The 11,627-nt window shown below is 66.1% G+C and carries 13 protein-coding genes; 7 read left to right on the top strand and 6 right to left on the bottom strand.

Annotated elements, in window-relative coordinates; genetic code table 11:
• Both ACN0WF_RS13790 and ACN0WF_RS13785 read right to left on the bottom strand, forming a co-directional pair.
• Positions 1 to 582: tyrosine-type recombinase/integrase (locus ACN0WF_RS13790; RefSeq protein WP_417773360.1), on the bottom strand; the 582-nt coding region annotated here is incomplete at its 3' end.
• Positions 583 to 859: 277 nt separating this feature from the next.
• Positions 860 to 1,738, bottom strand: a complete 879-nt coding sequence (locus tag ACN0WF_RS13785; RefSeq protein ID WP_417773359.1) for a c-type cytochrome — start codon at positions 1,736 to 1,738, stop codon at positions 860 to 862.
• 155 nt (positions 1,739 to 1,893) lie between these two features.
• Between ACN0WF_RS13785 and ACN0WF_RS13780 the strand changes: the two genes are divergently transcribed.
• The 7 genes from ACN0WF_RS13780 to ACN0WF_RS13750 all read left to right on the top strand — a co-directional run bounded on the left by ACN0WF_RS13780 (position 1,894) and on the right by ACN0WF_RS13750 (position 8,994).
• Positions 1,894 to 3,423 carry a multicopper oxidase family protein gene (locus ACN0WF_RS13780; RefSeq protein WP_097176341.1) on the top strand — a complete coding sequence of 510 codons (1,530 nt, stop codon included), beginning with the start codon at positions 1,894 to 1,896 and terminating at the stop codon, positions 3,421 to 3,423.
• Positions 3,424 to 3,544: 121 nt separating this feature from the next.
• Positions 3,545 to 3,673 carry a hypothetical protein gene (locus tag ACN0WF_RS13775; RefSeq protein WP_280176083.1) on the top strand — a complete coding sequence of 43 codons (129 nt, stop codon included), beginning with the start codon at positions 3,545 to 3,547 and terminating at the stop codon, positions 3,671 to 3,673.
• Positions 3,674 to 3,689: 16 nt separating this feature from the next.
• A complete protein-coding gene (locus ACN0WF_RS13770; protein WP_097176342.1) occupies positions 3,690 to 4,076 on the top strand; it encodes a DUF302 domain-containing protein in 387 nt (128 codons plus the stop codon).
• A gap of 1 nt (position 4,077) precedes the next feature.
• On the top strand, positions 4,078 to 4,749 hold the full coding sequence (locus ACN0WF_RS13765) for a TVP38/TMEM64 family protein (protein ID WP_417773358.1): 672 nt from the start codon (positions 4,078 to 4,080) through the stop codon (positions 4,747 to 4,749).
• Positions 4,749 to 6,101 (top strand): APC family permease, encoded by a 1,353-nt coding sequence (locus ACN0WF_RS13760; protein WP_097176344.1) that lies wholly within the window; start codon positions 4,749 to 4,751, stop codon positions 6,099 to 6,101. Before ACN0WF_RS13765 ends, ACN0WF_RS13760 begins: the two co-directional genes overlap by 1 nt.
• A 48-nt stretch (positions 6,102 to 6,149) precedes the next feature.
• Positions 6,150 to 8,483: a heavy metal translocating P-type ATPase gene (locus ACN0WF_RS13755; RefSeq protein WP_417773357.1), complete on the top strand. Its 2,334-nt coding sequence runs from the start codon at positions 6,150 to 6,152 to the stop codon at positions 8,481 to 8,483.
• 31 nt (positions 8,484 to 8,514) lie between these two features.
• On the top strand, positions 8,515 to 8,994 hold the full coding sequence (locus tag ACN0WF_RS13750; protein ID WP_097176411.1) for a DUF411 domain-containing protein: 480 nt from the start codon (positions 8,515 to 8,517) through the stop codon (positions 8,992 to 8,994).
• A 205-nt stretch (positions 8,995 to 9,199) separates the two neighbouring features.
• Here the strand turns inward: ACN0WF_RS13750 and ACN0WF_RS13745 are convergent, their stop codons facing one another.
• From ACN0WF_RS13745 to ACN0WF_RS13730, 4 genes are all read right to left on the bottom strand, one after another.
• Positions 9,200 to 9,457 (bottom strand): hypothetical protein, encoded by a 258-nt coding sequence (locus ACN0WF_RS13745; protein WP_336385811.1) that lies wholly within the window; start codon positions 9,455 to 9,457, stop codon positions 9,200 to 9,202.
• Positions 9,454 to 10,128 (bottom strand): YcbK family protein, encoded by a 675-nt coding sequence (locus ACN0WF_RS13740; RefSeq protein WP_417773356.1) that lies wholly within the window; start codon positions 10,126 to 10,128, stop codon positions 9,454 to 9,456. The genes ACN0WF_RS13745 and ACN0WF_RS13740 overlap by 4 nt, the downstream gene beginning before the upstream one ends.
• A 72-nt stretch (positions 10,129 to 10,200) precedes the next feature.
• Positions 10,201 to 10,488, bottom strand: a complete 288-nt coding sequence (locus tag ACN0WF_RS13735) for a DUF6127 family protein (protein WP_417773355.1) — start codon at positions 10,486 to 10,488, stop codon at positions 10,201 to 10,203.
• 19 nt (positions 10,489 to 10,507) lie between these two features.
• The gene (locus ACN0WF_RS13730; RefSeq protein WP_417773354.1) at positions 10,508 to 11,626 is read right to left on the bottom strand and encodes a DUF2793 domain-containing protein; all 1,119 of its coding nucleotides are present in this window, start codon (positions 11,624 to 11,626) and stop codon (positions 10,508 to 10,510) included.
• Between the last annotated feature and the right edge of the window lies 1 nt (position 11,627).

Below are 11,627 nucleotides of genomic sequence, written 5' to 3'. Positions count from 1 at the left end.
CCCCAGGCATCTACCTTGGCGCCGAGACCCATCATGCACTAAGACTGAAACCGGACCACCCGATAGGGGCAGGCCACGTTGCCGCGTTCGATGCGCCGTCTCGACAGCGCCGCGGGTTTCAATGTTTCGCACAACTTCCAGGATTCGGCGCGCATTGAGGTCTGCGATCGGAGCCCGGCCGATTTCAGGAAAAACGTCACGCTCCAGGTTGCGCAAAACATCTGAAGTGTGTGTTGCGGTCCATGTCGGAGCCTGAAGCCGATGCCATTCGCGCGCGACGCACTCAAAGGTATTCGCTCTGGCTTCGAGACCCGCAGCCTGCACCTGGCGCTTGTCAACGATCGGATCCCGCCCGCTCTTTAGGATAGCCTTTGCCTCATCCCTTGCCAGGCGCGCTTTTGCAAGGGGCATGTCCGGGTAGTGGCCCAAAACGATCTGTTTCTCGACTCCGCCAAAGCGGTAGCGGTAGCGCCAAATGCGACTTCCGGAGGGTGTCACGAAGAGAAAAAGTCCGCCGCTGTCGGCAAGCTTTTGGGGCTTTTCGCCGCTCCTGATGCGCCGGACCTTTGCATCGGTCAACATTCACTTGCCCCTCGTGCCCGCATTTCCCGGATTGGGTGCCCGCACTTGTGCCCGCTTTGGGCAAGGAATGCGCGAGAATAGCCGGGAAAGGTCGGGAGCCAAGGTCACCCAATAGTGAAGCAAAATCAACAGATTTGGGATGCTTCAGGCGCGCGCGAAAAGGGCCGCTGGCGGAGGGGATGGGCCTGACGTCCAACCTTCTCCACCTTAAGCCATTGTTTCTAAATCATTTCAATAAAGAGTCCGTCCACCACTGCATCAGCAGCCCTGCCGCGCATCAACTCTCTTTGTGGATGGTCTTGTTTCCCTGCGACACGCGTTCCTGATGACTTCGTTCGCGCTCCGGCCATGTGCTCTTGATGTAGTCAAGCACTGCGCGGATCTCCGCGTCGCTCAACACGCCAGCGAAGCCTGGCATGTCGCTTTCGTAGCCGCCGCCGACGACTGCGGCGGTCCCTTCCTTGACGATCCGGAAAAGCACGTCGTCGGAATGGTGCCACGTATGACCGGTTTCATCATGTGGCGGCGCTGGCAACCGGCCCGAGGGAAGCGGCGTGCGCCAATCAGGCTGGCCTTCCAGGTTCGCGCCATGGCAGGCGGCGCACTGATCCGAATAGATCTGCCGCCCTTGCGCGATTACATCGGCGGATGCGGTGGTGTTGAATGCGGGCGGAACATACAGCAAGCCAGCATAAACGGCGATGAGCGCTCCCGCGAGCAAACCGCCCGCTACGATATTTCGAAGGCTTCGTCTCAATCGTCCTGTCCCCGAGCCCGATCCAGCCACTTCGGCTTCACCTTGATGTGACTGTTTGCCAGAGCCGCTTCTTTCGCGGCTATGGACATCATCGTGAGCGGTGCTTATCTTTGAGGCATGCTCGCGCGCCTTGTATCCATATTTGCCATACTCGCAATCGCCGTGGTGACGACGATCAGCGCAGCCCATGCTGCGCGGATGGATGGCATTCAGGGAGACCACGCGCTCCATGCAGGCGCCATGATGCACGCGTCCGCTGACGCTCAACCGTTCTGTGACGACGGCCAGCATTGTGGATCGGCGGACGCAGCCGTGTGCGAGTTCGTCTGCGCAGGTCTGTCGGTCTTCCTGACGATGCCGGACCTGGAAGCCGGAGACGCGTTCGGGCCAGCCAGCCACGATCTCCCGTCCGAGGCAGCCCACGTCAGCCATGCGCCAGGACTGAACGAACGCCCCCCCCCAAGCTCCGTCTCCTCTGAGCGCGCCGTCGGCCGACGCCCGCGGCGTCCCATAGGCATTGATGCACGGGACGGGTATGTCCCGAGGAGACGACCATGAACACCCTTTCGCGACGCGGCTTTCTCGCCGCAAGTGCAGCAGCCGTTGCGGTTGCGCACATGCCCCGTCTTGCCCTCGCGCAGACGGCGGCCCCGATCCACCTCGCTGCCGCCACGCGCACGCTCGACATCGACGGCCGCGCGGCTTCGGTCTTCGGCCTTGCCGGTTCCGGCGGTCAGGGGCTGGTATTCGATCCCGGACAGCGGTTCCGGGTCGATCTGACCAACGATCTCGACGTCGGCACGATCATACACTGGCATGGGCAGATCCCACCCAATGCGCAGGACGGCGTGCCCGACATGCCGATGCCCCTGCTCGCGCCGGGCGAGACACGATCCTACGACTTCGAGACGAGGCCCGGCACGCACTGGATGCACAGCCATGTCCCGACCCAGGAGATGCAGCTGCTCGCCGCGCCGCTGATCGTGCGTTCGGCCGAAGACATCGCAGCCGACCGGCAGGAGGTCGTGATGTTCCTGCACGACTTCTCGTTCAAGGCCCCGGAAGAGGTTCTGGCCGAGATAAGCGGCGGTCACTCGGGCGGCGGTCATGGCGTGCACGCGCATCACGGTGGCGCTCAACCCATGCAGGGGACGCCCATGGGCAGCATGGGCGCCATGCCGGGCATGGATCACGGCGCGATGGGCCAGATGCCGGGTATGGGCGGGATGATGGGCATGGGCGGCCAGATGGGCGGCATGGCCATGGACCTGAACGACTACGACTGGGACGCCTATCTCGCCAACGATCGCACGCTATCTGACCCCGACGTGGTGCAGGTCGAGCGCGGCGGTCGCATCCGGCTCCGCGTCATCAACGCCGCGGCGGCCACGGTGTTCTGGATCGATACCGGGGCGGCCGGGGCGCGCCTCGTCGCGGCGGACGGTCACGCGGTGCAGCCGCTTTCCGGCAACCGTTTCGGGCTCGCCATGGGACAGAGGCTCGATCTCGAGATCGACCTGCCGAACGAAAACGGAGCCTGGCCGATCCTTGCGCTGCGCGAGGGGGCGAGGGAGCGCACCGGTCTGATCCTCGCCACGCCCGGTGCCGAGGTGCGGCGCGTCGATGCCGTGGCGGAGGCTGAAGCGCCCGCGTTCGACACCGATCTTGCGCAGGAAGCACGGCTGATCGCGGTGGACGCCCTGCCGGAGCGCCCCGTGGATCGCAGTCAGATGCTGATGCTGGGCGGCTCGATGCAGCCCTATGTCTGGACGATCAACGGCGCCGTCTGGGGCCAGCACCAGCCGGTCACGGCGCGCAGAGGCGAGCGGGTTGTGCTCTCCTTTCACAACATGTCGATGATGGGGCACCCGATGCATCTGCACGGCCACGTGTTCCAGGTCGTCGGGTTGAACGGACGCCGCGTGGCAGGCGCCTTGCGCGACACGGTCTACGTGCCGCCGATGTCGATGGTGGACGTGGCGCTGGACGCGGGCGAAGCCGCGCGCTGGATGCTCCATTGCCATCACATGCCGCACCTGGCGACCGGAATGATGACCGAGTTCGCGGTATCGGCTTCGGTCTGACCGCAGGCGGGGCGTTCGCTTCGAGCGCCCCGACGTCCCGATCGCTGCGGGCTCGCTCCACCACCTTCTCGCGAGATCAGCAGAGACGGGCCTCTCGCAGCCCGGAAAACAGGAGGACGACATGATGAATTGGAACGACATGGGCGCCGGTATGGGTTGGGGTATGGGGTTTGGCTGGCTGTTCGGCCTGCTGATCCTTGTGCTGCTGGTTTTGGCCATAGCAGCGCTGATCAAGTATCTTCGGAAATAGGAGAAAGGATTTCGCGATGACCTACACGATCAATCGCATGATCCCCGACGCAAGTATCGACGACGTCGATGCTCGGGCACGAAAGGCGCTGGCGGATCACGGTTTTGGCGTTCTGACCGAGATCGACGTCAAGGCGACGATGAAAAAGAAGCTCGACGTCGAGATGCCGGGCTATCGCATCCTCGGCGCCTGCAATCCGAAGATGGCGTGGCAGGCCATCGGGATCGAGCCGCGGGTGGGCGCAATGCTGCCCTGCAACGTCATCCTGCGCGAAGCCGAGGGCGGCGTGGAGATTGGCGCCATCGATCCGGTCGCGTCCATGCAGGCCATCGAGAACGCCGAGTTGCACGCGGTTGCAGGCCAGGTCCGCGATCTGCTGGCGAAGGCCGTCGCAGCGGTTTGAGATGAGCCTGCGCGCCGGCATTGCCATTGGTCTGGCGATCCTCGGGATCGTCCTGCTCGGGGTGTGGTTCATCGCGCCTTCGGCCCTTGCCGAGGTGCGGGACTGGTTCGAGCCCGAGCGGCTGGAGACGCTGGTGGCCCGCGCGGGTCTCTGGGGGCCGGTGCTGATCGTCACGCTCATGACTATCGCGGTCGTGGCCAGCCCGATCCCGAGCGCACCGATTGCGCTGGCGGCTGGCGCGGCCTACGGACATGTCTGGGGCACGGTTCAGGTCGTGATCGGCGCCGAGCTTGGCGCGTTGATCGCCTTCGGCCTTGCGCGGGTTCTGGGGCACGACGCTCTGCGGCGCGTGTTCGGCGCCTCGGTAGATGCCGGGCTTCTCGGCTCGCAGACCGCGCTGACGGCGACAGTCTTTGCGAGCCGCCTCATGCCCTTCGTGTCATTCGACATGATCAGCTACGCCGCGGGGCTCAGCCGCCTGCATGCCTGGCGGTTCGCGCTGGCGACGCTCGCCGGCATCATCCCGGCGAGCTTCCTGCTGGCGCATTTCGGGGGCGAGGCGGTGAGCGGTGACCTTGGCCAGGCCACATGGGCGGTTCTCGGTCTTGGCCTCGTGACCGGGCTGCCGCTGATCTGGGCCGCCACGCGCGGAAAGGCAGAAAGGAAGAGGTGATGGCCCAGCAGTACCAGAAGAACAGCTTGTCGCTCTTCGACACAGTGGCAATGGGAACCGGCGTGATGATCGGAGCGGGCATTCTCGCACTGACCGGGCAGATTGCAGAACTTGCGGGTCCCTTGTTCCCCCTTGCCTTCGTCGCTGGCGCCGTGGTGACGGGATTCAGCGCCTATACCTACGTCAAGATGTCCAACGCCTGGCCGTCTGCGGGCGGGATCGGGATGATCCTGACCAAGGCCTACGGTCCGACGACGGTCGCGGCCGGTGCCGCGCTGCTGATGGCGCTGTCGATGGTCATCAACGAAAGCCTCGTGGCGCGGACATTTGCGACCTACCTCCTGCGGGGGCTCGATCTGAAGCCCGAAGGCTGGCTGGTCCCTGCCATCGGCGTGGGCCTCATCGTCTTCGCCTACCTCGTGAATGCGGCAGGCAACCGCTCCGTGGGTCTTCTGTCGCAGCTCATGGCGGTGCTCAAGGTGGGCGGCATCGCGGCCTTCGGCATTGCCGCGCTCTGGGCCGGCGGCTTCTCTTTCGAGGCGGCGGAAGGCGCGGATGGCGGTGCGGTTGCGGGCTTCCTTGCCTCGGTGGCGCTCGCGATCCTGGCCTTCAAGGGTTTCACGACGATCACCAACAGCGGCGCCGAGGTCACCGACCCGCACCGCAACGTCGGGCGCGCGATCGTCATCTCCATCGCGATCTGTGTCGTCGTCTACCTTCTCGTCGCCTTTGCCGTCGGCTCCAGCCTGCCGCTCGATCGGATCGTGGCGGCAAAGGACTATGCGCTCGCCGAAGCGGCCGAACCCGCCCTCGGGCGGATCGGCTTCTACCTGACCGTCGCACTGGCTCTGGTCGCGACTGCCTCGGGCGTGATCGCCAGCATCTTCGCGGTATCGCGGATGCTGGCCATGCTGACCGACATGAAGCTGATCCCGCACAGCCATTTCGGGATGCCGGGCACGATCCGCGACCACACGCTCGTCTATACGGTGGTGATCGCCGGAGCGCTGACGATCTTCTTCGACCTCAGCCGGATCGCCTCGCTTGGCGCCTTCTTCTACCTCGTGATGGACATCCTGATCCACTGGGGTGTCTGGCGGACCCTGCGGGTGGAGATCGGCGCGCGGGGATGGGTCTTGCTGACGGCGATCGGACTGGACGCGGTGGTCCTTGCGGCCTTCGCCGCGCTCAAATGGCAGAGCGACCCGCTGATCGTCGTCATCGCGATCGCCGGCATGACCGCCGTTTTCCTGTTTGAGCGCGTCTTCCTCGCGCTCAACCCGCCATCACGCGAACCGGCGCATGGCAGCCACCATTCTGCACAAGAAGAAAGACACGAGCCCACCTCTTGACCTTCCAACGACTGGAGGCCGCAAACCGGGACAGAAAGGACATCAATCATGGCCACCCATCATCACCATCACGCTGCCTCCGACATCAAGCCCGGCGCCAGGACCGCGACCGATCCGGTCTGCGGGATGCAGATCGAGATCAAGGAGGGCGCGCGGACGCGCGACTACGGCGGCGAGACGTTCCACTTCTGCTCCGCAGGGTGCCAGGAGAAATTCGACGCCGATCCGTACTTCTATGCCTCCGGCAACGCGAAGAAGGCGGGACAGAAGGCCCAGCCCGGCACGCAATACACCTGCCCGATGCACCCCGAGATCGTGCGTGACGAGCCGGGGAGCTGCCCGATCTGCGGCATGGCGCTGGAACCCATGGTGCCTTCGGACGAACCAAGTCACGAGCTCGTCGATTTCACGCGACGCATGTGGATCTCGGCGGCGGCGGCGGTGCCGCTCATCATCATCACCATGGGCGAACTCGTCGGGCTAGACGTGCGTGGGTGGATGGGGCACCGCCTCTCGGTCTATGCCGAGTTCGTGCTGGCGACCCCGGTGATCCTCTGGGCCGCGCTGCCGTTCTTCCGGCGCGGGATCGACTCGATCCGCAATGTCTCGCCGAACATGTGGACGCTGATCTCGCTCGGCGTCGGCGCGGCCTATCTCTACTCGCTGGTCGCGACCTTCGCGCCGGGCGTGTTCCCGGCCGAATACCGGATGGGCCACGGCGTCGGTACGTACTACGAGGCGGCCGTTGTCATCGTGGCGCTTATCTTCGTCGGTCAGGTGCTGGAGCTGCGCGCGCGGGAGCGGACGGGCGACGCGATCCGCGCGCTTCTGGACCTCGCGCCCAAGACCGCTCGGCGCATTTTGGCAGACGGGTCGGAATACGACGCACCGCTCGAGAACATCGTCGAGGGCGACCTTCTGAGGGTCCGGCCCGGAGACAGCGTGCCGGTGGACGGCGAGGTGGTCGAGGGCCGGTCGTCGGTCGACGAGAGCATGATCACGGGCGAACCGGTCCCGGTGGAGAAAGTCGAGGGCGACCGCGTCACCGGCGGCACGATCAACAAGAACGGCACGCTGGCGGTGCGCGCGACGCAGGTGGGCGCTGACACGGTGCTGTCGCAGATCGTCGAGATGGTCGCGGGCGCGCGGCGGTCGCGGGCGCCGATCCAGGGACTCGCGGACAAGGTGTCGTCGATCTTCGTGCCGACCGTCGTTGTGATAGCCATCATCGCCTTCGGCGTCTGGCTCTGGGCCGGGCCCGAACCGGCGCTGGCCTTCGCGATCGCCTCGGCCGTTTCGGTCCTGATCATCGCCTGCCCGTGCGCGCTGGGGCTTGCCACGCCGATCTCCATCACCACGGCCGCCGGCCGGGGCGCGCAGGCGGGCGTCTTGATCAAGGATGCCGAGGCGCTGGAACGCATGGCGCGGGTCGATACGGTGATCGTCGACAAGACAGGCACGTTGACCGAGGGCAAGCCGCGACTGACCGATGTGGTGGCGTTCCACGGCGACGAGGCGGAGGTGCTGGGCCTTGCCGCCGCGCTGGAGCGCGGGTCGGAGCATCCGCTGGCCGAGGCGATCGTCTCGGGAGCGAAGGACCGCGGGTTGACCCCCGAGAACGCACAGGACTTCGAGGCGGTTACCGGCAAGGGCGTGCACGGCACCGTCGCGGGCCGCAGGGTCGCGCTCGGCAATGCGGCGATGATGACCGATCTCGGGCTGTCGACGGACGAGGCCGAGGCAGAGGCCGACACGCTGCGCGCGGACGGCAAGACAGCGATGTTCGTCGCCGTGGATGGCACGCTCGCCGGGATCGTCGCCGTGGCGGACCCGATCAAGGAGACGACAGAAGCGGCGATCCGCGATCTGCACGCGCTGGGTCTCACCGTCATCATGGCCACCGGCGACAACCGGCGCACGGCCGAGGCGGTGGCGGGCAAGCTCGGCATCGACGAGGTCCGCGCGGGCGTCCTGCCGGAGGACAAGCAGAAGCTGGTCGAGGAGCTGCGTGCCAAGGGCAAGTCGGTCGCCATGGCCGGTGATGGCGTGAACGATGCTCCTGCGCTCGCGGCCGCGGACGTCGGCATCGCCATGAGCACCGGCGCCGACGTGGCCGTGGAAAGTGCCGGGATCACGCTCATGCGCGGCGATCTCGTGGGGCTTGTCCGCGCGCGGAAACTGGCCGTCGCGACGCTCAGGAACATCAAGCAGAACCTGTTCTTCGCCTTCGTCTACAACGCCGCAGGCGTGCCCGTCGCCGCGGGGGTGCTCTATCCCCTGACCGGCCTCCTGCTCTCGCCGATGATCGCGGCGGCGGCGATGAGCCTCTCGTCGGTCTCGGTCATCACCAATGCGCTGCGGCTCAGGCGGATCGACCTCTGAGCGCACCTGACTTCAACCCATGGAGAACGACATGACACAAGACACCCTCACCCGACGGGGCCTGCTGATCGGCAGCGCGGCCCTTCTTGCAGGGCTCCCCCAACTGTCGCTGGCGCAATCCGGAGGACCGTCGATACACGTCCTGAAGGACCCGAATTGCGGCTGCTGCTCGGCCTGGATCGAGATCCTGGAGGGTGATGGCTTCACCGTCACGACCGAGGCGAGCATGGGCACGATGCTGATGCGCTACAAGTCCGACAATGGCATCCCGCAAGAGATGGTCTCCTGTCACACCGGCCAAGTCGAGGGCTACATGATCGAGGGCCATGTGCCGGCCGCTGATATCCGGCGGCTGCTGGCCGAGCGTCCCAACGCCGTGGGTCTGGCCGTTCCGGGCATGCCCTACGGTTCCCCCGGCATGGGGCCGGAGAGCGAACGCGAGGCTTACGACGTGTTCCTCATCCTTCATGACGGCAGCACCGAGGTGTACACCAACTACGAGGCTGCCTGACACGGTGGGGTGCCGGTGAAGCCCGGGCGCGAGCGAAGATCCTCGGCCATCGCACGTCCGCGCCTGCTCCCGCATCACGGCATAGTCGCTCAGCATCTCCACTATCGCAGAGGCCTCCGGCAGCAGAGCCAGCTCCTCTGCCGCCGATTCCTGGAAGTCCTCGCTGTACTCGACGACCGGTGGGCACGCCGCCAGGCCCTCGACGTCAGAACTCACCGTCGCGCAGCCTGTCAGCAAGCTCGTGGTGATCGCGAGGACGGCGAGCCGCCGCTTCCAGCATCCGACGTTGGACGTCATTGGCCTTCTCCGTAGTTTCAAGTCGTTCGGCGAGGCGTCCCGCTCGCTCCCCGGAGCGCCGAAGCGAAAGCAGGAACAGGAGCACTGCCAGCGCGATGGCTCCGTAGCGCAGCGCCGCCCGCATCCATGGGCTCGTGGCGATCCCGGTGAGGAGCCCGCAAATCACCGCCGCCCCCACTTCCAGTCATCGAGGCGAGCATAGATCGTGACCACGATCCCGCCGAGAGCGACGGCGATGAACACCCAACGGAGCGTGTCGAGATACGGCACGAGCGGCAGGATGGCGGATTGCGTCTCAGCCAACACCTGCTGCGCGACCTCCACGCCCGCAGCACCCAGTGTCGCCACTCCGGCCGCGCCTCCACCCTTCATGGTGCGGCTGTCAGCCAGCACCTCGCGCGCGGGCGGCGTCTCGGCGGCAAACGCAGTCGCCCGGACCGGGAACCGCTCGCCCCACTGACGCGCGGGGCCAAGATCGACATGAATGAACCCTGATCGCGGGTAGAACCCGAAGCCGAGGAACCCGACCTCGCGCGCCGCGGCCTCGAACGCCACCGGGTCGTGGTTCGCCATGGCGATGTCGAAGGCGGCGCCGTCGAGGTGCTTCGACCGGGTGGCGCCGCCCACGGCGCGGTTGTGCTCGGGGCTGCGATAGGCCGAGCGGACGATCAGCGGCTTTCCCAGCCGGTCGCGCAGCGCCTGCAGCCTGTCGAGCGCGGGTTCGTTGAGCAGCAGCTTGCCAGTGCCCCGACATGCGATCTCGGCGGGGGAGAAGTTGGGCCAGCGCCAGGCGCTTTCCCGCACGTCTCGCCAATGGCGGTGGAAGGTCGTGGTCATGGGGTCCTCCAAAACAAAAAACCTGCCTCAAGGGCGGGTGCGGTTGGACTGATGAATGGTGATGGAGCGCGGCTACGCGCTGCCGCCGGAGATCTTCAGCTTGATCGCGATGCCCGCGAGCAGCGCCAGCATGACGCCGGTGGTGATCATGCGGACGGCGGTCTGCATCGCGGTGCGGCGCACGAGCCGGATGCAGTCGACAAGTGAGCGCAGATCGCGGATGTCGAGTGCGGCCTCGTCGCCGTCGAGCCCGACATCGGCGAGCGCGCGCTTGGCGCCTTCCTCGGCCGCCCGGGTCAGGATCGCCTCGAACTCGGCATCGGGCATGCGCACGAAGCCCTCGGATCGGGGTGGGTTCATCGGATCCTCCTTCCGCCGCTCAGCCGACCTTGCAGCCCCAGAAGGACGTGTGGTCGGCGGCGAAGTAGCCGTCCGCGACCCGGAAATATCCCTGCAGCTCCACGGTATCGCCCGCGGTGAGCGGCACCATGGTCTGAAGCCAGATCGCGGTGGCGAGCGAGACATGGGTGGCGGAGATTTCGCCGAGGGAGCCGCGGATTTCGGTGGTCCCGTTCAGGACGAGCCGTCCGCTCATGCGGGCCGTGGTGCTGGCGTTGATCTTGTAGAGCAGCGTCGCGCCAAAGAGGTAGGTGCCGTCTACGGGCGCCACGAAATGGTTGTTCGCGGCGTCGAACGCCCCCTGATCGTTGTAGTCGGTGTTGTTGAGGCCGATCTTCGTCCATGTCCCGACGCCGACGTAGTTGTCGTAGTTCGTGTACGCCTTGAAGCGGGGCAGCCGGGGCTGGTCGACGATGCCGTTCGCGTTGTCGACGCTCAGCCCGTCGAAGAACGCGCTGCCGTCGGCCGAGACCGCGAGGCGAAAGCGGTCAGAGCCGAAGAGCCCCACCAGCGCCTTGGTCACGAAGCCGGTCTGCAGGGTCAGCCCGAGATCGTCGCCTGCCGCCTCCTTGTTCATGGTGTAGAAGAGATCGCCCGTACCGCCCTCGGCCACGGTCTTCGCCGTCCAGAGCGCGGCGTTCAGCTTGGCCGAGAACGGGTTCGACGCATCCGCCGTGGTGCCGACACCGAGGAGCGCGAGGTTCTGCAGCGATGCCGGGGTCGTGCCGACCCAGCCGGAACCGTCATAGACCAACAGCAGCCGTTCTCCGGGCAAATGGTCCCCCGGACCATTTGCTGATCCGTCGAACTCCTCAACCCACGCCCGCCAACCGGATCGAGGGGGGAGCTGCATCCATGCGCCATCGACCCAATAGGCAATGCTGTTGTCCCATCCGGCCCAATCTCCGGTCGCGCCGGGTGCCACAAGGAACCGGTCGCCATCGTTCGGGTCCGGCGGCGGGTCCGTCCTGGCCACACCGCGGACGGAGAGCTGGACGAGCCCGTCGAGGATCCGCAGCGCCTCATTGTGAGTGACGTGCTTCTGGGCCTGTGCCGCCAGGATGTAGGGCAGCAGAAGATGGGTTGTGGCGTCGGACATG

This window comes from Stappia sp., from assembly GCF_048268045.1.
Classification (GTDB): Bacteria; Pseudomonadota; Alphaproteobacteria; order Rhizobiales; family Stappiaceae; genus Stappia.
Note: the sequence above shows the minus strand (reverse complement) of the source record. Positions and strands in the feature narration are given on the sequence as shown.

Coding starts and splice junctions, on each gene's coding strand:
- ACN0WF_RS13765 (WP_417773358.1), top strand. CDS start 4,078: ATGAGCCTGCGCGCCGGCATTGCCATTGGTCTGGCGATCCTCGGGATC.
- ACN0WF_RS13750 (WP_097176411.1), top strand. CDS start 8,515: ATGACACAAGACACCCTCACCCGACGGGGCCTGCTGATCGGCAGCGCG.
- ACN0WF_RS13780 (WP_097176341.1), top strand. CDS start 1,894: ATGAACACCCTTTCGCGACGCGGCTTTCTCGCCGCAAGTGCAGCAGCC.
- ACN0WF_RS13740 (WP_417773356.1), bottom strand. CDS start 10,128: ATGACCACGACCTTCCACCGCCATTGGCGAGACGTGCGGGAAAGCGCC.
- ACN0WF_RS13730 (WP_417773354.1), bottom strand. CDS start 11,626: ATGTCCGACGCCACAACCCATCTTCTGCTGCCCTACATCCTGGCGGCA.
- ACN0WF_RS13775 (WP_280176083.1), top strand. CDS start 3,545: ATGATGAATTGGAACGACATGGGCGCCGGTATGGGTTGGGGTATGGGG.
- ACN0WF_RS13735 (WP_417773355.1), bottom strand. CDS start 10,488: ATGAACCCACCCCGATCCGAGGGCTTCGTGCGCATGCCCGATGCCGAG.
- ACN0WF_RS13760 (WP_097176344.1), top strand. CDS start 4,749: ATGGCCCAGCAGTACCAGAAGAACAGCTTGTCGCTCTTCGACACAGTG.
- ACN0WF_RS13755 (WP_417773357.1), top strand. CDS start 6,150: ATGGCCACCCATCATCACCATCACGCTGCCTCCGACATCAAGCCCGGC.
- ACN0WF_RS13770 (WP_097176342.1), top strand. CDS start 3,690: ATGACCTACACGATCAATCGCATGATCCCCGACGCAAGTATCGACGAC.